This window comes from Bartonella sp. A1379B, from assembly GCF_002022485.1.
In the GTDB taxonomy this organism is placed as follows: Bacteria; Pseudomonadota; Alphaproteobacteria; order Rhizobiales; family Rhizobiaceae; genus Bartonella; species Bartonella rochalimae.
On the sequence record NZ_CP019780.1, the window covers coordinates 221,681 to 243,744 of the forward strand.

Here is a 22,064-nt window from a genome sequence, read left to right on the forward strand (position 1 = left end):
CTAGAGAGTAGTTCCAATAATTTTCTAAAAAGTTCGTTTATGCTTTTTGAGGAGGAGAGATAAATCTATAGAATGTTTTCAAATGTATTTTCATTTTTCACAGAAAAATAAAATTCTGCAGAATATCATCTTTTGAATATTTATAGTTGCCTATTTAGGCAATCAATGTTTGTTTTTACTGATTTGATAATAATTTATAATTCTCTCATAATCATGACCGGAATAGGTGCGTTGTGGATGATAGTTTGACTTTTAGAGCCAAATAAAAAATTGTGCATTTTAGAATGATGGAAAGCACCCATAAGGAGCATATTCAGATTAAGTGGTTTTATATTATGAAGAACCATTTCTTCGAAATTAATTTCTATTCTAAGCGGTTCAACATTAAATCCTGCAGATTGTAACCGCGTTAAGGTTTCATCAAAGCTATTTTGTATGGTTTGTGTTTGCTGTTCTGCCATCCCTAATATAAAGGTTACATTTTTAAAAAATTCTTGTGTGCAAATAAAATCAATAGCTTTCATAATTAATGGGCCACCATCAAAGGCTATTAGAATTCGTTGAATATTCTGGAAATGACGGGAGGCAACTAGAATTGGAAGTTCAGAAGAGCGTACGATATTTTCGAAGTTGAGTCCTAACCGCTTTTTATCAAGTCCTGTTTGTTCACCGCGTTTTCCAATTACAATCATTGATGATTGTTTCGTATAAATATTTAATGCATCTAAAAGAGTTCCATGACGCAGGCGTATTTCAACTTCGATTTGACTTTGAGAATTGAGATAATTTTTGGCTTCTTCTAAAGCGGTTTGTCCGATTTTTTGAGCAAGGAGTGCTTTAGCAAGAGTGGGATCTTGTTGTGCTAGGAGAGATGGATTTAGGATATTGCTATTAATATCCATTTGTTGTGTATCTGGTAAATGAATTTCTTCTTCTGATTTATCTAATACATATAACAATCGAATTGTTGTTTGCATAGATTTAGCAGCCCATAAAGCTAAATCACATACAGGATTTGCATATATTGAAGAATCAATAAGAGCGAGTATTGGTTTTGTCATTGCTAGTTTCTCAATGTTGTCATGTTATAGAATACTTCATTAGTTTTATTAGGGTTTATAAATTATAAGATGATTGCCCCCCTTTCACATTAGAATAAAACATTCTAGGTTATAGTACTAGCACTATTCGGTTTTCGATATCCATTTTTATTGTTTTAAAGTTAATGCTAAAAAATAAGTACGATAGTTTTTGTTTTTGAGTTAAATCATTTAGATTGTATAGAGATTGAATAGGAGAAGTAAATGCGATTGGGTGGGCGATTGCAGGCCGCAATAGATATTCTACAAGAAATAGAAACGCGTTATCGCCCTGCGGGTGAAGCTTTAAAAGATTGGGGACTTTCTCATCGTTTTGCTGGGGTAAATGATCGTGCAGCAATTGGGACGATTGTGTATGATGCTTTAAGGCGGCGTTATTCATTGCAATGGCGTATGGATAGCAATAATATTCGAGATGTAGTTTTTGGTACTTTGTTCGATTCTGGTATGTTAACGATTGAGCAAGTTGATAAAGTTTTAGAGGGAGATCGATTTGCACCGCAGTTATTGGCACCTCAGCAGAGGAAAGCATGGCAACAACGTCAGTTGGTAAATGCACCAGACTATATTCGCGCTGATATTCCCCAATGGTGTAAAGCTCATCTATATCCTTTATTTGCAGATAATTGGATTAAGGAAGCAGCTGCTTTAGCAACACGTCCTCCTTTAGATTTACGTGTGAACAGTTTAAAGGCAACGCCTAAGAAGGTTCTTAAAGCCTTAGAAAAAACAAAGGTTAAGCCTTTTTCATGGTTTCAGCAAGCATTAAGGATTGAACCGATTGAAAAATTTGAGCGCCATCCTAATGTTCAAGCTGAGCCCGCTTTTCAAAAAGGATATTTTGAAATACAGGATTTGGGATCTCAACTTGTTTCTTATCTTGTAGAAGCAAAAGCAGGTATGCAGTTATTAGATTATTGTGCAGGAGCTGGGGGGAAAACATTAGCATTAGCTGCCAATATGGAGAATCGAGGCCAAATTTATGCTTATGATTCAGAGAAGATTCGCTTGGCTCCTATCTTTAATCGACTTCAACGGGCTGGTATTCATAATGTACAACCACGAGTATATAAAGAAGAATTAAAATCATTAATAGGTCAAATGGATATCGTTTTATTGGATACTCCATGTAGTGGGACAGGAACATGGCGCCGTCGTCCAGATGCGAAATGGCGTTTGACCTTACAAAAAGTGCAACAACGTCAGGAAGAACAGTTCGCTATTTTGAATGAAGCCTTAATTTATATAAAGCCAGGAGGGCGTTTAGTTTATATTACCTGTTCTCTCTTTAATGATGAAAATGAAGAACAAATTTCTCGGTTTCTTCAAAAGCATTCTAATTTTCTTCCAATTAATATGCAGAAACTTTGGTATAGACATTTTAGTTCCTCAATTATGCAACCGGCATTTTCAGATTATGGACTGACTTTATCACCAGCAGCAACTAAAACAGATGGTTTCTTTTTATCTATTTTACAAAAGGAATTCTAATGCGTATCTTGATTTTTTTCGCGCTTGTATTGGCAATAACCTTTTTCTTACGTCAATAGACTTGTGAAAAGAGAGAGATTGAATAATACATTTTTTTATTTTAGGTAATTATTGATTGGTTTTTTATGAGCACATTGCGTTCAGATACTATTCTTATCATTGATTTTGGTTCACAAGTTACGCAACTTATTGCACGACGGGTGCGAGAAATAGGTGTTTATTCTGAAATTGTTCCTTTTCAATCTGCTTTAGAAGGATTTAAGCGAATCGAGCCTCAAGCTGTTATTTTATCAGGCAGTCCTTATTCGACTGTCGATGATGGTTCGCCACGTGTTCCAATGGAGATTTTTAATGCTGGTATTCCGATTCTTGGTATTTGTTATGGTGAGCAAGTTATGTGTGTTCAGCTTGGTGGAAAAGTTGAAAGAGGGCATGAACGTGAATTTGGACGCGCTTTGTTAGATATAAAAGAAGAAAGTGCTCTTTTGATGGTGTTTGGGAGAAAGGATCGTGCCATCAAGTTTGGATGAGTCATGGTGATCGTGTGGTTGCTTTGCCAGAAGGCTTTCATGTCATTGGAGCATCACAAGGAGCTCCTTATGCTGCTATTGCTGACGAGAAACGTCGTTTTTATGCAGTGCAATTCCATCCTGAAGTTGTTCATACAACAGATGGAGCAAAACTCTTAAAAAATTTTGTTCATAAAATTTCTGGTCTTAAAAGTAATTGGTCAATGGCTACTTATCGTGAACAGGCAGTTACTGCAATACGCGAAAAGGTTGGAAAAAGTCATGTAATTTGCGGTCTTTCAGGTGGTGTTGATTCATCTGTTGCAGCTATATTACTTCACGAGGCTGTAGGCGATCAGCTAACGTGTGTTTTTGTCGATCATGGGTTGATGCGTAAAAATGAGGTAGAAGAAGTTCTTACACTTTTTCGAGGACATTATAATATAAAGCTGATTCATGTGAATGCTGCTGATATGTTTATCAATGCGCTTGAAGGTGAAACAGATCCAGAAAAAAAGCGGAAAATAATTGGTCGCCTTTTTATTGAAGTTTTTGAAGAAGAAACAAAAAAAATAGGAGGCGCCGAGTTCTTAGCACAAGGAACCCTTTATCCAGATGTCATTGAAAGTGTTTCAGCGATTGGTGAAGCCGTAACGATTAAAAGTCATCATAATGTAGGTGGGCTACCAGAACGGATGAAAATGCAACTTGTAGAGCCATTGCGTGAACTTTTTAAGGATGATGTTCGTTCTTTAGGGCGAGAATTAGGTTTACCTGAGCAGTTTATTGGGCGTCATCCTTTTCCAGGACCTGGTTTGGCAATTCGATGTCCGGGTGCAATTACACGCGAAAAATTAGAAATTTTGCGTGAGGCAGATGCTATTTATCTTGATGAAATCAGAAAAGCTGGCCTTTATGATAAAATTTGGCAAGCTTTTGCTGTTCTTCTTCCTGTTCAAACCGTTGGTGTAATGGGTGATGCACGTACTTATGAGTTTGTCTGCGCTCTTCGTGCTGTAACATCTGTAGACGGTATGACCGCTGACTTTTATCCGTATGATATGGAATTTTTGAGTAAAGTGGCAACACGTATTATTAATGAAGTCGAGGGTATTAACCGTGTTGTTTACGATATAACTTCCAAACCTCCTGGGACTATTGAGTGGGAATGATTGAAATTAAGAATAGTAAAGATATAGTTTTTTAGGATAAAGCATTTCAGAAAATTAGAAAAAATAAAAAAAGAAAATTGTTAAAGGCTTTGTATTAATGATTTTTAATCGTCATTAATCCTATTTAACGAATATTATTTGAAATTAAGAGAAGTTTGAAAATATGCTTAAAAAAAAAATTATAGCTCATCGTGGTGGAGCTGGTCTTTATTCTGAAAATACACTTTCAGCATTTCGTCATGCGATTGCATTGGGAGTGGACGAAATTGAATGCGATATTCACCTTCTTAAAAGCGGTGAAATTGTTATATTTCATGATTTCTCCCTTGAACAATTGATTGGGAAAAAAGGATATATTCATGAGATCGATAATGACACACGTCAGCAACTCCGTGTGAAAGGGAGTACTGAAGCACCTCCTTTACTAGAAGAGCTACTTGATCTTTTGGTGCCAACCAATGTAGCGCTTCATCTTGAAATCAAAACATGTGGTGAAATTGAGCGTGAAACTCTTTTATCTCAAAGAGCGCTTGAATTGATCAAAAGTCGAAACTTAGAAAAACGAGTTTCAGCAATTAGTTTTGATGCTAGGAGTCTTCGTCCTTTTATTGAAGCAGGAATAACATCTGGGCCATGTATTGATAGTTTTAAAGGTGATATGTCCTGTTGTTTTTCTGAATGGAAAAAATTAGGGTATTCTGATCTAAGTTTGGATAGCTCTATTGTATCACGAGACTTTATTGAATCGGCTCTTGATTCTGGCTTCAATGTAGGTGTATGGACGGTCAATGGAGTGTCTCGTTTGGCTCATTGGCTTGATATGCCAGTGCATTATATTACAACCGACCAACCTGATCTTGCTTTACGATTACGTTCGCAAAAATGAAAAAAGAGAGCTTTTCTTACTGATTAAGTAATCTGGAAGAAAATTTTTCTAGGTTGATTATGTGCGTTTTCCTGTTTGTTTATTAAAAGTGTGAAAATTCTGATTGGGAACAGTGAAGCTTAGTTTTTGTCCATAATCATTTGTAAGACGTTCTTTGATTTCAACAGTGAAAATAATATTGTTCCAACGTGTTAAAACATGGCATCCTGTGCCTACAGGTTTTATAAGTTCGATATGTGCATGAAAAACAGGCCCTTGTTCCGGATATTCACCCAACAAAGTCGCTTCTGGCCTAAATGCTAAAATATCAGTTTCTTTGTTACAAGAAAATGAGAAGCCTAAATATTGCTCTAAGATTTGACGATCAAGAAAATTAATAGGTGGAGAACCAATAAAGCCAGCAACAAAGATTGTAGCTGGGTAATCATAGATTTCCATTGGCGTTCCAATTTGTTCAATACGTCCTTTATTCATGACAACTATTCGATCAGCTAATGTCATAGCTTCTAATTGATCGTGTGTGACATAAAGGCTCGTTGTTCCTAATGAACGCTGGAGTGTTTTAATTTCAATGCACATTTGAGCGCGTAATTTTGCGTCAAGATTTGAGAGTGGTTCATCAAAGAGAAAAACACGTGGTTGGCGAACAATAACACGTCCCATTGCAACACGTTGGCGTTGTCCTCCTGATAATTGTCGCGGTTTACGATCAAGAAATGGTTCTATTTCTAAAAGTTTTGCAGCATGAGCAATACGTTTGTTCATTTCCTCTTTAGGCGTTTTTCGATTCTTGAGGCCATATTCTAAGTTTCCACGTACAGTCATATGCGGATAAAGTGCGTAGTTTTGAAAAACCATAGCAATGTCACGATTTGCAGGCTCACGATTATTAATAAGCTCATTGTCAATATAGAGCTCACCAGAGGTAACTTGTTCAAGTCCTGCAATAATACGTAATAGGGTTGATTTTCCACATCCTGATGGACCAACAAGAACGAGAAGTTCTTTATCAGAAACAGTTAAATTCAAGTCATTAATAACCAGACTATCATTATCATACTGTTTCATTATATTAAATAGTTGGATTGTAGCCACAATTATTTCTCCGTTTCAATGAGACCTTTGACAAAAAGCCGCTGCATGAAGATAACGACTAAAACGGGCGGGGCCATAGCAACAACCGCTACTGCCATAAGGATATTCCATTGAGGATCATGTTGAAGTGATTCAACAATGAGTTGTTTTAAGATAACAAGAACAGTTTGATGGTCTTGATCTGTTGTAGCAATAAGAGGCCAGAGATATTGTATCCATCCGTAAATGAACATAATGATGAATAAAGCAGCAATATTGCTTTTGCTAAGAGGGAGAACAATATCCTTAAAAAATTTCAATGGTCCTGCACCATCAACGCGGGCAGCTTCTAAGAGCTCATCAGGGACAGTAAGGAAAAATTGACGAAATAAAAATGTAGCGGTTGCTGATGCAATTAATGGAATAATCATTCCACTATAAGTGTTTATCATTCCTAATTGTGCAACTATTGTATATGTTGGAATAATGCGGACTTCTATAGGAAGCATTAATGTAATAAAGATAAGAGCAAAAGCAGTTTTACGAAAGGGAAAACGCATATAGACAATTGCATAAGCAGAGAAGAGTGAAATAGTAATTTTTCCAATACTAATGCCAATAGCCATAATAAATGAGTTCATTAAAAGTGGCCAGAGACGTGGAAGACCAAGTTTTACAAGGCCATCACCAAAAATTGCTTTATAATTTTCTAAGCCATATTGTCCTGGTAAGAGTGGAAGTGTCCCTCCATTAAATGTTGCTGAATTATGTGTTGATGCAATAATGGCAATATAGACTGGAAAACAGATGATAAGAATACCAATAATGAGAATGAAATGAGTTAAAAAGTTCAAAAAAGGGCGGTTTTCAACCATAACTTCTCTCCTAATATTGGACCCGACGTTCAATCCAGCGGAATTGGATTAATGTTAAAATAATAACCATCAGCATTAATATGGTTGATTGTGCAGCTGATGCACCAATCATTTGATTTTTAAAGCCATCTTCATACACTTTATAGACGATTGTGCTGGTTGCTCGTGCAGGTCCTCCAGAAGTCATGTTATCAATAATGCCGAATGTATCAAACATGACATAATTGATATTGATGATCAGTAGAAAAAAAGTTGTTGGTGAAATTTGTGGAAAGATTATCGTCCAAAATCGTTTAAAAGGACCGGCACCATCAATGGCAGCTGCTTCTATTTGCGAGTGAGGAACGGATTGGAGACCAGCAAAGAAAAAGAGAAAATTATAGGAAATTTGTTGCCAGCTAGCAGCAATTACAACCAGAATCATAGCTTGCACACCGTTAATACGATGGTTCCATATAATACCTATTTTTTTAAGGAGAAAAGGAAAAGTACCGATAGTTGGATGGAAAATAAACAACCATAATACACCTGCTAATACAGGAGCAACAGCGTATGGCCAAAGTAAAAGCATAGTATAAGCTTTTTTTGCACGAATAACACGGTCAACAGAAACAGCTAGAAGAAGTGATATTGTCATCGAAACAAGTGTGACAGAAATAGAAAATATGATCGTTGTCAGCAGTGATTGTATATAAGTAGTATCAGAAAAGATAGTTATGTAGTTTTCAAGACCAATAAAGGTTGTTGAGAAACCAAAAGGATCTTCACGTTCAAAGGACGATTTTATTGCTTGAGCAGCGGGCCAAAGAAAAAATAAAAAAGTTACCACAAGTTGAGGAAAAAGTAGCCAATAAGGAAGGAGGCTATTTCTGAAATATGCATGTTTTTCTTGCATGTGCAGGGCTCTTTAATAAGAGTCATCGGGAAAAAGGAATTGAAATATACCGTTTTTCAAGATCTAATTTTTCAACTTTGAACAATGATCATGAAACGTTAATGATTGGCTTTTTCAAATTCACGTAAAAGTTTATTACCACGTTCAACTACTTCATCTAATCCCTCTTTTGGTGATTTAGAACCATTTAGAACAGCCTCTAATTCTTGATCAAGAATCGAACGAATTTGCGGTAAGCTACCAAACCTTATTCCTTTTGAATTTTCTGTTGGTGGATTTAAATTGATTTGTTGAATAGCAATATCTGCACCTGGATTCTTATCATAAAAATTTTGTTCTCGACTTAATTCGTAAGCGGCGTTTGTGAGAGGAAGGTATCCTGTTTTTTGATGCCATTTAGCTTGATTATTTGTTTGTGAGAGGAATTTAAGAAAAGCTGCTGCACCCGCGTATTCTTTAGATGTATGACCTTTCAAAATCCAAATAGAAGCACCACCAATAATTGAGTTTTGTGGTGCATCTTTTACATCATCATAATAGGGAAGCATACCAAATCCAACATTAAATTGGGCTTCTGAAACGATTCCACCACGTGATCCTGATGATTGTATTAAAATTGCACAACTTTGTGCCATAAACATTGGTGTTGAATCGAGTGCACCAGCTGGGCCACCGTAACGAAAAATACCTTTATCTGACCATCTTTTAAAATCTGTCCACATGCGTATTTGCAAAGGACTGTTCAATGTTAGTTCTGCATCAAGTCCATCAAGTCCATTTCTTTTTGTTCCTACAGGAATGTTATGAAATGCTGAAAAATTTTCTACGCCAATCCATTGTGCAGCATAAGTCATTGTAAAACCACAACTTGCAGCTTTACTATCAAGAATTTTTTGTGAAAAATCTTCTATATCTTTCCATGTTTTGGGTGGTTGTTCTGGATCAAGCCCCGCTTTTTTAAAAATATCCTTATTATAAAAAAGAATTGGAGCTGAAACATTAAATGGCATAGAGAGCATACGTCCTTGCATATCAGAATAATAGCTACTGATAGCAGGTAAATAGTCTAAGGTATCAAATTCTTGCTTTGTGTCAGCCATGAGTTGATAAAGTGGATAGATCACACCTTTTGCAGCCATCATAGTACTTGTGCCAATTTCATAAATTTGAGCGAGAACCGGTTGTTTTTTCCCTCGAAATGCTGCGATAAGTGATATCATGCTTTCTTCATATTCCCCACGAAATGAAGGAATAATTTTGTAATCAGATTGGCTTTTATTAAAATCATTGATAAGATTTTCAGTTTGTTTTCCTAGATCTCCACTCATAGAGTGCCAAAAGCTAATTTTTGTTTGTGCAAAACCAGCTGTTGCTGCAGTTATAGCAATCATAAATGCTGCCGAGGAAAGATAAAGACGATTCATGATTCACCCTTTTTGAATTGATTGAGCACGGTTTTTTCAGAACTATTAATATAATTCATAAATATATCATGATGGTTCTATTTCGCAAAGATGCCATTTCATTTAAACATGAACCATGCAAAGGTCAAACGAATTTGTGTAAATTGACCAATTTTACAACTTTTATGATTGTCTGGATGTAGCTGTAACGGTTGCATTATAAAATGACAATAATTCTAAAAAAAATGAAAAAGGTAATGAGAGAGGCAAACAATTAAGGACATTTAGATGAAGTGAGATAGTCTTTAGGGTTATTGTTTAACATTCCAGTAATATTATGTGCCCTAACATTTGTTTATTGCGTTAATGATGGTGTTAACATTGTATTCCATCATATCAAGATAAGTCGCAGCAGGACCCTCTTTTTCGGATAATGCATCGGAATAAAGTACGCCCCCGATTTTTAAACCTGTTTCTTTTGAAATTTGTTCTATAAGACGAGGATTAGAGATGTTTTCAACAAATAATGCGGATACTTTATTGTTTTTAATTTGTTTAATAAGTTTGGCAACATCTGCTGCAGTAGCTTCTTTTGAAGCATTTTCGGGAGCAAGGATGGTGAATCCATATTCATGAGCAAAATAACTAAAGGCATTATGAGATGTGATAATAGTTCGCTTGTCTTTCGGGATAGTAGAAATTTGTGTTGTAATAGTTGTATGCAGTGCTTTTAGTTTTTGAATATAAGTCTGAGCGTTTTTATTATAATTTTCACATGATTGTTGATCTATTTTACAGAAAGCAGCAGCAATATTCTTAACGTATGTTTCAACATTGGGGATAGTTTGCCAAGCATGTGGATCAATACTACCGTGGTAATGTGTCTTGTTACGTTGTTCATGTTTAATTTCTAATGGGGAAATATTAGCACTAACTTCTACAAGAAGTGCTTTTGTTCCAGTTGCTATCGTGAGCCGATTAATGAAATCTTCTAAATACAGACCGTTGATGAAAATAATATGAGCATTTTTAATAGTTTTTGCATCACGGGGTGTTGGTTCGTAACTATGGATGCTTGTATTAGGACCAACAAAGGTGGTGATTGAGATATGATGGCCTCCTACATTTTTTACTAAGTCTGTAAGAATAGAAAAGCTTGTGACAACATTAATTTTTTGATGTGCAATGGCAGAAAGTGGGAAGAGAAGTAATAGAAGAGAGATCAGACGAAAAAATAGTTTAGCAAATTTATGCATGCTGTTTCCTTATGATGGAAAGGATGTATAGAAAAAGACGAGGAAACCAGGTTGCAATGAGTCCACGTGGACTTATAAGACAGGTGAGAAGATAGATAGAGCCTGCAACTATAATAATAGACGCACCAGAGGGTAGGGATTTATGAAAAGAGAGCAGAAGGCCAAATACACTGGCAATGATTCCTAAAATAATCGATAATATACAAATAGAGCCCAAACGCGAAAGCCAAAAACGGGCAGTGATGGCTGGAATCATCATAATGCCGACGGACATAAGTGTTCCTAATGATTGAAAACCGCCAACAAGGTTTAATACCATGAGCCCAAGTAATAACATGTGAACATATTTTCCTAGTGGAGAAAGTGATTTTAAAAATAGTGAATCAAAACTTTCTACTACAAGAGCTCGCCAAAAAATACACAGACTACTTATTGTTATGAGCATTATAACAGTAATAAGCAAAATGGCTTGTATATTAATAGAAAGCACTGAACCGAATAAAAGATGCAATAAATCAATTGTTGATCCTTTGAGTGAAATAATTATGACACCTGTTGCTAATGCAAAAAGATAGAAGACAGTCATTGAGGCATCTTCTTTTTGAAAACTATTTCTTGAAATTAAAGTAGTTGCTAATGAAACAATAATACCAGCTCCAACTCCACCAAGAGTCATGAATATTGGAGAAAAACCACAGAAAAGAAAAGCAATGGCAACACCAGGAAGAATAGCGTGTGATATTGCATCACCTGTTAAGCTCATACCACGTAACATTAAAAATACTCCAATGGGACAAGCACTGATCGTTAATAAAAAAGAACCAATTAAAGCATTTTGCATAAATTGGAAATCAATAAAAGGCGCGAAAAAAAATGCGTACACGTGTGATGATCCAGTTTAGATAAAATTACTTGACCGCAAAGGCTTGTTCTTGTGGAATAACATGGAAAAATTGGATATGAGAGATGGCGTAACAAGATGATTATTGGCGCTTAATAACTGTGTCGTTTCTCCATAAAAAGCATGCTGTTTATGGATATGAATCATTTGTGGAAAATATTCTTGAACAATAAAAGGATCATGAAGTGCTATAAGAATTGTGCGGCCTTTTTGTTGCCAATGAGTGATCAGTGTTAGGAGATCCTTTTGGGTTTTAAGATCCACACCATTGAAAGGTTCATCAAGCAATATAATATCCGAATCTTGGACAATAATACGTGCAAAAAGAGCACGTTGTAGTTGTCCATTTGATAGTGTATTCAGGGAGCGGTGAGCGAGCGCTGCAAGCCCAACTACTTCTAGCGCATTTTGAATTTTATATTGATAGGAACGCTGGCTTTTCCATAATCCACAGAAAGACCATAGTCCCATTTTAACGAGTGTTTCTACATCAGCTGGGAATGTTCGATCAATATCACAGTATTGACCTAGGTAAGCAATACGGCTTTTTGTGAGTTTTGTAATTTTACCACTGATAGGTTTAATTAATCCGGCAATAGTTTTGAGAAGTGTAGATTTCCCAGAACCGTTATCACCGGTTATGGCAATTAATGAATTTGTTGTCAGTTTTGCTGAAAAATTTTTTATAACAATTCTGTTTGTGTAACCGAATGTCACATTGTTGAACTGTAAGCTCATATTGATACCATTCTCTATTTTTTAATATTTTAAAAAGTTATGTTATATAATTACATATGTCAATAAAGTATTATATTATTTTCTTATGTTTTTAAGAGACTTTGCATGGTAATGGGAAGATCGTGGAAAATTAAAAATAGCTCTGAATTTCTCTTGACGAAATCATGTGTATGTATACTATATATAGTACTAAAATGATCGGTGATTCAAAATAAACGCTAAATGTGAATACATTGTTCATTTTATTGAAACTAGATTATTTCACAGTAAAGTATTATTATTTTTAGAGTAGCAGTTCAATTAAAGTATCACCTTAGGGGAGTTTTTTTGTTCATTGTCTGTATATTAAAGTTTTTTGCGATGAAAAACAGATGAAGACGCTAACAAAATGGCTGCAAAGGCTACGAGGTTAATTGGCTTTATGATACGTTTAATTAAAAAATAGCGAAACAAGAAAAATGCTAGTGAATAGTTGTTGTGTAACGAAGAACAGTTATTAGGATCGCAAGGCCTTTCTTCGTTTGTCCTATGTTTTTTAAAGAAAATGTAGTGATTTAAAGATGCGTTCGACAGTTTATAAGTCATTTTAACTAAAATATGACTAGGCGTTTTGTATGTAATTATTGTGTAAATATTGTGAGATTATCAGAATTAATGTTTTTCTGAGTTATTTTTTTTGAATTATGAAAGTTGAAAAGAATGATCACTATTTATAGTAAACCATCTTGTGTTCAATGTGATGCTACCTGTCGTGCTTTTGATGCTAAGGGTATTGATTATAATGTTATTGATATTTCTTGTGATGAACAAGCGTATAATTTTGTTCAGTCTTTAGGATATCGCCAAGTGCCTGTAGTGATTTGCGGTGATAATCATTGGTCGGGTTTTAGACCAGATATGATTAATGGTCTTTGTAGCTAATGGGGCTTATTGTTTATTATTCGAGTGCAACGGGTAATACTGAATATTTTGTTTCTCAGCTTGGTCAACGGCTTTTCAAAATTGATAAAAAAAATCCGTCAATATTGGTTAGAGAGCCGTATGTGTTAGCTGTACCTACTTATGCAGATGGTGAAGGTAGATTGGCTGTGCCAAAAGCAGTTATTCATTTTCTTAATGAGGAGGAAAACCGCAAATTGGTTCGTGGTGTCATTGGTGGCGGAAATCGTAATTTTGGTCGTTATTATAATTTAGCGAGCAAGATCATTGCAGAAAAATGTTGTGTACCTTGCCTCTATCGTTTTGAGCTGCGAGGAACTAAGGAAGACGTTATTTGTGTTAAAAAAGGATTGGAAAAGTTTTGGAAACAACAAATGTAAAAAAACTGGAGACGCCAGATCAAATTACAGATTATCATGCACTCAACGCAATGCTTAATCTTTATGATGAGAATGGTCATATTCAATTTGATATGGATAAACTTGCTGCTCGGCAGTATTTTCTCCAACATGTTAATCAGAATACGGTTTTTTTTCATAATTTAAAGGAGAAAATAGATTATTTGATAGAAGAAAAGTATTATGAGAGAGAATTATTTGAACTTTATGATTTTTCTTTTGTCAAAAAGCTTTTTAAGCGTGCTTATGCATTTAAATTTCGTTTTCCTACTTTTCTGGGTGCGTTCAAATATTACACGAGTTACACGTTAAAGACTTTTGATGGTAAGCGCTATCTTGAGCGTTATGAGGATCGTGTTTGTCTTGTTGCTTTATATTTAGCACAAGGGAATAAATCCCTTGCTGAGGGCTTAGTTGATGAAATTATTACGGGACGGTTTCAACCAGCAACACCAACATTTTTGAATGCGGGCAAGAAGCAAAGAGGAGAATTGGTATCGTGCTTTTTGTTACGCGTTGAAGACAATATGGAATCGATAGGCCGTTCGATTAATTCAGCCTTACAGCTTTCTAAACGCGGTGGAGGTGTGGCCCTTTGTTTAACGAATTTGCGAGAAGCAGGGGCACCAATTAAGAAAATAGAAAATCAGTCATCGGGTGTTTTACCTGTGATGAAAATGTTAGAAGATGTCTTTTCTTATGCTAATCAACTTGGTGCGCGACAAGGCGCTGGTGCTGTTTATTTACATGCACACCATTTAGATATTATGAAATTTTTGGATACAAAGCGAGAAAATGCTGACGAAAAAGTCAGAATTAAAACGCTTTCACTTGGTGTTATTATTCCTGATATCACTTTTGAGCTTGCTCGTAATAATGAGGATATGTATCTTTTCTCATCGTACGATATTGAGCAGGTTACAGGAAAACCTTTTAGTGATATTTCTTTGACGGAGCATTATCGTTCTTTTGTTGATAATTCAAAGATACGCAAAAAGAAAATAAGTGCGCGGGTTTTCTTTCAAACGTTAGCAGAAATTCAGTTTGAATCAGGATATCCATATATTTTATTCGAAGATACCGTCAATCGGGCAAATCCAATAGCAGGCCGTATTAGTATGAGCAATTTGTGTACAGAAATTTTGCAAGTAAGTGAAGCAAGTGAACTGGAAACAGATTTAACTTATCGTGCTGTTGGCAATGATATATCTTGTAATCTTGGCTCGATGAATATTGCAAAAGCAATGGAGAGTGACAACTTTGGGAGGACAGTGGAAATAGCTGTGCGTGCCTTAACAGCTGTTTCTGATATGAGTAATATTGCTTGTGTGCCTTCTATTGCAAAAGGCAATGCCGAGAGTCATGCGATTGGTTTGGGGCAAATGAACTTGCATGGTTTTCTAGCACGTGAAAAGATCTATTATGGAACACCGGAAGCAATTGATTTTACTAATATCTATTTTTATACAGTTACATATCACGCATTACGTGCTTCTAATTTAATTGCGCGTGAACGTAAGGAAGTGTTCGTAGGATTTGAAAAATCAGCTTATGCAGATGGACATTTTTTTACAAAGTATATTGAGAAAGAATGGAAACCGCAATTTGAACTAGTACAAAAGCTTTTTACGCGTAATAATATCGTTATTCCGAACCAAAAAGACTGGCAAGAGCTGAAGCAATTAGTTGCTCAATATGGGCTTTATAATCGCTATCTTCAGGCTGTACCACCTACGGGATCTATTTCCTATATTAACTATGCGACTTCTTCTATTCATCCGATTGCTTCGAAGATTGAAATTCGCAAAGAGGGAAAAATTGGACGTGTTTATTATCCTGCCCCTTATATGGATAATACGAATTTAGAGTTTTATCAGGATGCTTATGAAATTGGGCCTGAAAAAATTATTGATACTTATGCTGTTGCTACGCAGCATGTTGATCAGGGGCTTTCGTTAACGTTATTTTTTCCAGATACAGCAACTACACGTGACATTAATCGTGCGCAAATTTATGCCTGGAAAAAAGGCATAAAGAGCCTTTATTATGTACGGTTACGGCAGATGGCATTGAGTGGAACAGAAGTTGATGGTTGTGTTTCATGTAGCTTATAGGAGATGATTATATGACCAAAATTACAACAAAAAATCCTGTTGTTTGTGCTGTAAATTGGAATAGACTCTATGATGAAAAAGATCTTGAAGTTTGGAATCGTTTAACTGGTAATTTTTGGTTGCCTGAGAAAGTACCGTTGTCCAATGATATTCCTTCATGGGCTAGTTTGACTGAGGAAGAACGAAAACTGACAATTCGTGTTTTTACAGGCCTTACTCTCCTTGATACGGTTCAGAATACTGTGGGTGCTATTTCTCTTATGGCCGATGCTGTAACAGAACATGAGGAAGCAGTATTAACTAATATTGCATTTATGGAAGCAGTTCATGCACGTTCTTATTCCTCTATTTTCTCAACTTTATGTTCGACAGTGGAAGTTGATGATGCGTTTAGATGGTCGGAAGAAAATACCTATTTGCAGAAGAAAGCGAGATTAATACTTGAACATTATGAAGCAGATGAACCACTAAAGAAAAAAATTGCTTCGACTTTCCTTGAGAGTTTTTTATTTTATTCTGGTTTTTATTTGCCCATGTATTGGTCAAGTCGTGCTAAGCTGACGAACACGGCTGATTTAATTCGGCTTATTATTCGTGATGAGGCTGTTCACGGTTATTATATCGGCTATAAATTTCAATTGGGGTTTGCAAAACTTGATGAAGCTAAAAAACAAGAAATAAAAGATTTTGCTTTTAATCTACTTTTTGATCTTTATAATATTGAGTGTAAATATACTGAAGATCTTTATGATGCTATTGGGTTGACAGAAGATGTTAAGGTTTTTCTTCATTATAACGCAAATAAAGCATTAATGAACTTAGGCTTTGAGGCTCTTTTCCCGCCTGAAGTGTGCCGTGTTAATCCTGCCATTTTAGCAGCTTTGTCACCGAATTCTGATGAAAATCATGACTTCTTTTCGGGATCAGGTTCTTCTTATGTTATTGGTAAAGCAGTAGCAACTGTCGACGAGGATTGGGCATTTTAATGCGTGAAGGAAAAAAGAAGTGCACGGGGTATTTTATTTAAATCTTCGCGTATTTTAAGACATTTAAATCCATTTTTTTCAAATAAATCACGAACTTTTTTTTCTTGAGAATAGCCAATTTCAACGGCGATATAACTTTTCTCTTTTAAATAATTTGCTGATTCATAAGCCAATTTTCGATAAAAATAAAGGCCATCTTCTCCACCATTTAGAGCGCGCCAAGGGTCATGTTGGCGTACTTCTTTTGCAAGGTTTTTAATTTCTTTTTCTGGAATATAAGGCGGATTAGAAATAATGAGGTCAAATTGCCCTTTGATGGAATCAAACCAATTACTGAGAAGAGGTGTAAAACGATGGGCAACATTCGCATGCTGTGCATTTTTTGTAGCTGTTTTTAAAGCATCTTCGGAAATATCAACAGCTACAGCATAGGTTTGAGGGATTTGTTTGAGAATCGCAATAGCGATAGCTCCACTTCCTGTTCCCATATCAAGCAATGTAGCTTGTTCTGATTTCTCTAGATGTGATTTGAGGATTGGTAAAACAAGATCAACGAGTGTTTCTGTATCAGGACGTGGTTCTAACGTATCTTTAGACAAAGTAAATGGTATACCATAAAATTCTCGTGTTCCGATAATACGATAGACCGGTTCACCTGCAATACGTCGATTTATAGCTTGTTCTAATTGTACGAGCTGTTGAGAAGATAGATACATATTTGGTTGAAGAATTCTATCAGATGCAGTGGTTCCTGTTATCCATTCAACGAGTATTTTTGCGTTAAGATCGGCTTCAGAAATTCCTTGATGGCGCAATTTTTCTTGTGTTGTTTGGATGACCTTACTAAGCGAATGATCATTCATCTACTATGATCCATTTCAGTAAGGAGCGTTGTCTGATGATCAGAAATGAGTGCATTAATCAACTCATTTAAATCTCCTTCCATGATACGATCAAGTTTATAGAGAGTCAGATTAATACGATGGTCAGTTACTCGTCCTTGTGGAAAATTATAGGTACGGATACGTTCTGATCGATCACCAGAACCAACTTGAGTTTTTCGGGATGCTGAACGTTCACTCTCTGCTTTTTGCCGTTCAATATCGAATAAACGCGCACGTAAAATTTGGAGAGCGCGTGCGCGATTTTGATGTTGTGATTTTTCTGCTTGAACAACCATAATTCCTGTTGGAATATGCGTAATACGAACAGCTGAATCAGTTGTATTGACATGTTGCCCACCAGCACCAGATGCGCGCATTGTATCAATACGGATATCTTCTGGGCGAATTTCGATATCAATTTCTTCTGCTTCTGGTAAAACTGCAACAGTGGCGGCAGATGTATGAATGCGTCCTCCTGTTTCTGTTTCAGGGATGCGTTGCACGCGATGGACACCTGATTCAAACTTAAGCTTGGAAAATACACCTTTTCCTGAAATAGTTGCAATAATTTCTTTATATCCACCAACTTCACCATCACTCAAAGAAATGATTTCAACTTTCCAGTTGTGAGTATTTGCATAACGTTCATACATACGAAAAAGATTTCCTGCAAAAAGTGCTGCTTCTGATCCTCCTGTTCCTGCTCTAATTTCAATGATAACACTTTTTTCATCAGCAATGTCTTTGGGCAAAAGAAGAATTTGGAGTTCTTGCTCAAGTTCTTGAATTTTTTGAGATAATGATGATAGCTCTTCTTGAGCTAAATTACGCATTTCTGTATCTGTTTGTGTATCACTTATTATAGTTTCGAGCTCTGCTATTTCTTTATGGAGAGAATTTAATGTTCGTATAGGAGCTATAATTGGCTGTAATTCTGCGTATTCGGACGCTAGTTTTACATATGTTTCCGCATTTGGATTCTCAGCCATTTGGCTTTCGATTATTTTGAAGCGTTTTTCAAGTTGCTTCATGCGGTCTTGTGGCAAAGAAACCATGGCAATATTGGCCTAATTTATTGAGTGTTAGATAGTTGATAATATTATATATTATATTATTACAGGGGGTGATAAAGAAGAAAAATGCTCTTGCCAACCAAATTATAGAATTTTAAAATAAATTTATGTAAAAATTTGGTGTGCATAAATAATATTTTTCATTATACATATAGGTCTATTAATTTAGGAATTGCGTTTTTTCCCGTAAATTTCAAGACGATGATAAACAATATCATAACCAAGGGAATGGGCAATTTCTTCTTGCAGTTTTTCAATGATAGCAGAATGAAATTCAATAGCTTCTCCTGTGTCTATATCAATAAGATGATCGTGATGCTCGCCTTTTGCTTGTTCAAAACGAGAAGGTCCTCCATTGAAGATATGGCGATGAATAGTTCCATTTTCTTCTAATGTTTTCATTGTGCGGTAAACAGTTGATAGCGAAATACTAGGATCTATTTTATGAACACGTTGAAAAATTTCAAATGCATTCGGATGATCATCTGTGTCGGCTAAGACGTCAAGAATAATACACCTTTGACGTGTTACTCTTAAGCCGGCAATTCGTAATTCTTTTTCATAAGTTTGTTTATTCATTTAATTATTTGACTTTTCAGATAAATGACCCATGACAATGCTTATATTTTTTGCCTGAACCACAAGGGCAAGATTCATTTCGTCCAATTTTTCCCCATGTTGTTGGATCATTAGGATTGCGTTTTTCGGGATTAACTAACCTATTTTCGTTTATTTGTGCCCATGCTGTGGTGTTATTTTTTGCGTTCTGAGTATTAGAAGGATACTGGGAGCGTGATCTTTCAGGTGTTTGCGATTCTACGGGTTTTTGAATAATTTCAAAATGCATGAGTTTAGAAATAAAATTTTTACGGAGATTGATAAGCATAGTTTGAAAGAGTTCGAATGACTCTGTTTTATACTCATTGAGAGGATCTCGTTGTGCATAACCACGGAAGCTAACAGCAGAACGTAAATGATCTAAATGAACCAAATGCTCACGCCATAATGTATCAATTGTTTCAAGTAGTATAGCTTTATGAAAATAAGCGATTATTTCTGGGCTATAGCGTTCAGAGCGTTCCTTTTCAAATTTTTCAACAGCCTTTGTTATGCGTTCTACAATTTGCTCTTCAGCAATTCCTTCTTCGCTTGCCCATTTTTCTATTGGAAGGTTCAAATTAAAAATCTGATATAGTGCTTTTTGTAAATCTTTCACATTCCATTTTTCTGCGTATGCTCCATATGGAATGTGGGTTTCTACTAGATCTTCAATGACTTCATTACGCATTTCAACAGTCATTTCAGTTAAATTTTCTGTATTCATAACTTCCATGCGTTGTTCGAAAACAACTTGGCGTTGATTGTTCATGACATCGTCATATTTTAAAAGATTTTTACGAATTTCGAAATTTCGTGCTTCAACCTTTTTTTGAGCTTTCTCAAGAGCTTTATTAATCCATGGATGGGCAATGGCTTCATCTTCTTTTAGTCCAAGCTTTTGCAGCATACTATCCATACGGTCAGAACCGAAGATACGCATGAGATCATCTTGAAGAGAAAGAAAAAATTTTGAACGTCCAGGATCACCCTGGCGACCAGAACGACCGCGAAGTTGGTTATCAATTCGACGACTTTCGTGGCGTTCAGTAGCAATAACATAAAGACCCCCAGCAGCTAATGCCTTCTCTTTCAGTTGTTGAACATCTTTCTTGATTTCTTCAATTTTAGCAGTTCGTTCTGGGCCTTCAGGTACATTCTGCAATTCTTGCCGAATACGTATTTCAACATTACCACCAAGTTGTATATCGGTACCACGACCGGCCATATTGGTGGCGATAGTCAACGCTTTAGGAACACCTGCTTGTGCTATAATATGTGCTTCCTGTTCATGATAACGAGCATTTAAAACTTGAAAATCAGTGATACCTTCTTTCCGTAAGCGCTCTGCTAACTGTTCCGACTTTTCAATAGAAGTAGTTCCAACCAGAATAGGTTGTCCTTTTTCGTGAGCTTGACGAATATCGCGAACAATGGCTCGATATTTTTCTTCTGCTGTTCGATAAATTTCATCATCTTCATCGCGGCGTTGAACAGGTAAATTTGTAGGAACTTCAACAACCTCAAGATCATAAGTATTACTAAATTCTTCAGCTTCCGTTGTAGCTGTTCCAGTCATACCGGATAATTTTTTATACATACGAAAATAATTTTGAAAAGTAATAGAAGCTAAGGTCTGGTTTTCTGGTTGGATAGTGACATGTTCTTTGGCTTCTAATGCTTGATGTAATCCTTCAGAGTAACGTCGTCCTGGCATCATACGACCAGTAAATTCATCAATGATAACGACCTCACCATTTCGGACAATATAATCTTTATCACGGATAAACAATTTATGCGCTTTCAGAGCATTATTAACATGGTGGACAATTGTAACGTTTTCTATGTCGTAGAGGCTTTCATTTTTGAGATGTCCAGCTTTTTTTAGCATTTCCTCAATTTTTTCAGTACCAATTTCAGTAAAAGTTGTGGTTTTTTGTTTTTCATCTATTTCGTAGTCTTCTGGTGTTAGGAAAGGAATAAATGCATCAATAAGATTATAAAAGTCAGTACGATCTTCTAAGGGACCAGAAATAATAAGAGGGGTTCGTGCTTCATCAATAAGAATTGAATCAACTTCATCAATAATTGCATAATAGTGACCACGCTGTACCATTTGGTTACGGCCAAAAGCCATATTATCGCGAAGATAATCAAATCCTAATTCATTATTTGTTGCATAAGTAATATCACATGCATAAGCTGCTCGGCGAGAATCATTATCAAGATGATTGAGAATAACACCAGTTGTCATACCTAAAAAATCGTAGATTTTACCCATTGTTTCAGCATCACGACCAGCAAGATAATCATTAACTGTAACAACATGGACCCCTTTTCCTTCTAGGGCGTTAAGATATACTGGTAAGGTTGCCATTAATGTTTTACCTTCACCAGTACGCATTTCAGCAATTCCTCGGTTATGAAGAACCATCCCACCAATAAGCTGTACGTCAAAAGGGCGCATGCCGTAAACACGTTTTGCTGCTTCACGGACAGTTGCAAATGCTTCTGGTAATAGCGAATCAACCGTTGCACCTTCAGTTAATCTTTTACGAAACTCAGCAGTTTTTTGGCGTAATTGCATATCGCTTAATTTTTGCAATTGTTCTTCTAAGGCATTAATCTGTGTTATTTTTTGGCGAAATGCTTTAATACGGCGTTCATGAGCCGAACCAAAGAATTTATGCGCAAGAGCACCTAAATTGACCATTTCTGGTCCTTTCTTTCATTTGTTATCACCATAATGGGTGTTTATTAAATTGTATCTATG

Annotated in this window: 18 protein-coding genes and 1 pseudogene; 7 read left to right on the plus strand and 12 right to left on the minus strand. The window is 35.9% G+C overall.

The window, feature by feature from the left end; all coding sequences use genetic code 11:
- Nucleotides 1-194: 194 nt before the first annotated feature.
- A complete protein-coding gene (locus tag BA1379B_RS00900) occupies nt 195-1,061 on the minus strand; it encodes a universal stress protein (RefSeq protein WP_078692295.1) in 867 nt (288 codons plus the stop codon).
- A 243-nt stretch (nt 1,062-1,304) separates the two neighbouring features.
- On the opposite strand from BA1379B_RS00900, the gene BA1379B_RS00905 reads away from it, so the two are divergent.
- The 3 genes and pseudogenes from BA1379B_RS00905 to BA1379B_RS00915 all read left to right on the plus strand — a co-directional run bounded on the left by BA1379B_RS00905 (nt 1,305) and on the right by BA1379B_RS00915 (nt 5,158).
- Nucleotides 1,305-2,591 (plus strand): RsmB/NOP family class I SAM-dependent RNA methyltransferase, encoded by a 1,287-nt coding sequence (locus tag BA1379B_RS00905; RefSeq protein WP_078673580.1) that lies wholly within the window; start codon nt 1,305-1,307, stop codon nt 2,589-2,591.
- A 125-nt stretch (nt 2,592-2,716) separates the two neighbouring features.
- A pseudogene (gene guaA / locus BA1379B_RS00910) lies at nt 2,717-4,272 on the plus strand (glutamine-hydrolyzing GMP synthase).
- Nucleotides 4,273-4,435: 163 nt separating this feature from the next.
- The gene (locus BA1379B_RS00915; protein WP_035006281.1) at nt 4,436-5,158 is read left to right on the plus strand and encodes a glycerophosphodiester phosphodiesterase; all 723 of its coding nucleotides are present in this window, start codon (nt 4,436-4,438) and stop codon (nt 5,156-5,158) included.
- 57 nt (nt 5,159-5,215) lie between these two features.
- Here the strand turns inward: BA1379B_RS00915 and BA1379B_RS00920 are convergent, their stop codons facing one another.
- From BA1379B_RS00920 to BA1379B_RS00950, 7 genes are all read right to left on the minus strand, one after another.
- The gene (locus tag BA1379B_RS00920; protein ID WP_035006280.1) at nt 5,216-6,253 is read right to left on the minus strand and encodes a sn-glycerol-3-phosphate import ATP-binding protein UgpC; all 1,038 of its coding nucleotides are present in this window, start codon (nt 6,251-6,253) and stop codon (nt 5,216-5,218) included.
- 2 nt (nt 6,254-6,255) lie between these two features.
- Nucleotides 6,256-7,107 (minus strand): sn-glycerol-3-phosphate ABC transporter permease UgpE, encoded by an 852-nt coding sequence (gene ugpE, locus BA1379B_RS00925; protein WP_078673582.1) that lies wholly within the window; start codon nt 7,105-7,107, stop codon nt 6,256-6,258.
- 10 nt (nt 7,108-7,117) lie between these two features.
- Nucleotides 7,118-8,002: a sn-glycerol-3-phosphate ABC transporter permease UgpA gene (ugpA, locus tag BA1379B_RS00930; RefSeq protein WP_078692296.1), complete on the minus strand. Its 885-nt coding sequence runs from the start codon at nt 8,000-8,002 to the stop codon at nt 7,118-7,120.
- Between the two features lie 98 nt (nt 8,003-8,100).
- Nucleotides 8,101-9,426 carry a sn-glycerol-3-phosphate ABC transporter substrate-binding protein UgpB gene (gene ugpB / locus BA1379B_RS00935; RefSeq protein WP_078673583.1) on the minus strand — a complete coding sequence of 442 codons (1,326 nt, stop codon included), beginning with the start codon at nt 9,424-9,426 and terminating at the stop codon, nt 8,101-8,103.
- A gap of 323 nt (nt 9,427-9,749) precedes the next feature.
- On the minus strand, nt 9,750-10,661 hold the full coding sequence (locus tag BA1379B_RS00940) for a metal ABC transporter solute-binding protein, Zn/Mn family (protein WP_035006276.1): 912 nt from the start codon (nt 10,659-10,661) through the stop codon (nt 9,750-9,752).
- Nucleotides 10,654-11,544, minus strand: a complete 891-nt coding sequence (locus tag BA1379B_RS00945; RefSeq protein ID WP_078673584.1) for a metal ABC transporter permease — start codon at nt 11,542-11,544, stop codon at nt 10,654-10,656. Before BA1379B_RS00945 ends, BA1379B_RS00940 begins: the two co-directional genes overlap by 8 nt.
- A 15-nt stretch (nt 11,545-11,559) precedes the next feature.
- A complete protein-coding gene (locus BA1379B_RS00950; protein ID WP_078673585.1) occupies nt 11,560-12,300 on the minus strand; it encodes a metal ABC transporter ATP-binding protein in 741 nt (246 codons plus the stop codon).
- Between the two features lie 699 nt (nt 12,301-12,999).
- On the opposite strand from BA1379B_RS00950, the gene nrdH reads away from it, so the two are divergent.
- The 4 genes from nrdH to nrdF are packed head-to-tail and all read left to right on the plus strand — an operon-like array spanning nt 13,000 to nt 16,737.
- Nucleotides 13,000-13,221: a glutaredoxin-like protein NrdH gene (nrdH, locus tag BA1379B_RS00955; RefSeq protein ID WP_035006273.1), complete on the plus strand. Its 222-nt coding sequence runs from the start codon at nt 13,000-13,002 to the stop codon at nt 13,219-13,221.
- Complete coding sequence (nrdI, locus tag BA1379B_RS00960; protein WP_078673586.1) at nt 13,221-13,619, plus strand: class Ib ribonucleoside-diphosphate reductase assembly flavoprotein NrdI; 399 nt, start codon at nt 13,221-13,223, stop codon at nt 13,617-13,619. Before nrdH ends, nrdI begins: the two co-directional genes overlap by 1 nt.
- Nucleotides 13,601-15,751, plus strand: coding sequence for a class 1b ribonucleoside-diphosphate reductase subunit alpha (gene nrdE, locus BA1379B_RS00965; RefSeq protein ID WP_078692297.1), 2,151 nt, complete (start codon nt 13,601-13,603; stop codon nt 15,749-15,751). Before nrdI ends, nrdE begins: the two co-directional genes overlap by 19 nt.
- An 11-nt stretch (nt 15,752-15,762) precedes the next feature.
- Entirely contained in the window at nt 15,763-16,737 is a 975-nt protein-coding gene (nrdF, locus tag BA1379B_RS00970; protein WP_035006270.1) for a class 1b ribonucleoside-diphosphate reductase subunit beta, read from the plus strand.
- Here the strand turns inward: nrdF and prmC are convergent.
- From prmC to secA, 4 genes are all read right to left on the minus strand, one after another.
- A complete protein-coding gene (gene prmC / locus BA1379B_RS00975; RefSeq protein ID WP_078673588.1) occupies nt 16,734-17,600 on the minus strand; it encodes a peptide chain release factor N(5)-glutamine methyltransferase in 867 nt (288 codons plus the stop codon). The two genes, nrdF and prmC, sit on opposite strands and share 4 nt — an antisense overlap.
- On the minus strand, nt 17,597-18,676 hold the full coding sequence (gene prfA / locus BA1379B_RS00980; protein WP_035006268.1) for a peptide chain release factor 1: 1,080 nt from the start codon (nt 18,674-18,676) through the stop codon (nt 17,597-17,599). The genes prmC and prfA overlap by 4 nt, the downstream gene beginning before the upstream one ends.
- Nucleotides 18,677-18,859: 183 nt before the next feature.
- Complete coding sequence (locus tag BA1379B_RS00985) at nt 18,860-19,273, minus strand: Fur family transcriptional regulator (protein ID WP_035006267.1); 414 nt, start codon at nt 19,271-19,273, stop codon at nt 18,860-18,862.
- A 16-nt stretch (nt 19,274-19,289) separates the two neighbouring features.
- Nucleotides 19,290-22,004, minus strand: a complete 2,715-nt coding sequence (secA, locus tag BA1379B_RS00990) for a preprotein translocase subunit SecA (RefSeq protein ID WP_078692298.1) — start codon at nt 22,002-22,004, stop codon at nt 19,290-19,292.
- Between the last annotated feature and the right edge of the window lie 60 nt (nt 22,005-22,064).

Bases quoted from the DNA above. Each gene is read 5' to 3' on its own strand.
- ugpE (WP_078673582.1), bottom strand. From the start codon at position 7,107: ATGGTTGAAAACCGCCCTTTTTTGAACTTTTTAACTCATTTCATTCTC.
- BA1379B_RS00900 (WP_078692295.1), bottom strand. From the start codon at position 1,061: ATGACAAAACCAATACTCGCTCTTATTGATTCTTCAATATATGCAAAT.
- nrdF (WP_035006270.1), top strand. From the start codon at position 15,763: ATGACCAAAATTACAACAAAAAATCCTGTTGTTTGTGCTGTAAATTGG.
- nrdH (WP_035006273.1), top strand. From the start codon at position 13,000: ATGATCACTATTTATAGTAAACCATCTTGTGTTCAATGTGATGCTACC.
- secA (WP_078692298.1), bottom strand. From the start codon at position 22,004: ATGGTCAATTTAGGTGCTCTTGCGCATAAATTCTTTGGTTCGGCTCAT.
- prfA (WP_035006268.1), bottom strand. From the start codon at position 18,676: ATGGTTTCTTTGCCACAAGACCGCATGAAGCAACTTGAAAAACGCTTC.
- ugpA (WP_078692296.1), bottom strand. From the start codon at position 8,002: ATGCAAGAAAAACATGCATATTTCAGAAATAGCCTCCTTCCTTATTGG.
- BA1379B_RS00985 (WP_035006267.1), bottom strand. From the start codon at position 19,273: ATGAATAAACAAACTTATGAAAAAGAATTACGAATTGCCGGCTTAAGA.
- BA1379B_RS00950 (WP_078673585.1), bottom strand. From the start codon at position 12,300: ATGAGCTTACAGTTCAACAATGTGACATTCGGTTACACAAACAGAATT.
- BA1379B_RS00940 (WP_035006276.1), bottom strand. From the start codon at position 10,661: ATGCATAAATTTGCTAAACTATTTTTTCGTCTGATCTCTCTTCTATTA.
- prmC (WP_078673588.1), bottom strand. From the start codon at position 17,600: ATGAATGATCATTCGCTTAGTAAGGTCATCCAAACAACACAAGAAAAA.
- ugpB (WP_078673583.1), bottom strand. From the start codon at position 9,426: ATGAATCGTCTTTATCTTTCCTCGGCAGCATTTATGATTGCTATAACT.
- BA1379B_RS00905 (WP_078673580.1), top strand. From the start codon at position 1,305: ATGCGATTGGGTGGGCGATTGCAGGCCGCAATAGATATTCTACAAGAA.
- nrdI (WP_078673586.1), top strand. From the start codon at position 13,221: ATGGGGCTTATTGTTTATTATTCGAGTGCAACGGGTAATACTGAATAT.
- BA1379B_RS00915 (WP_035006281.1), top strand. From the start codon at position 4,436: ATGCTTAAAAAAAAAATTATAGCTCATCGTGGTGGAGCTGGTCTTTAT.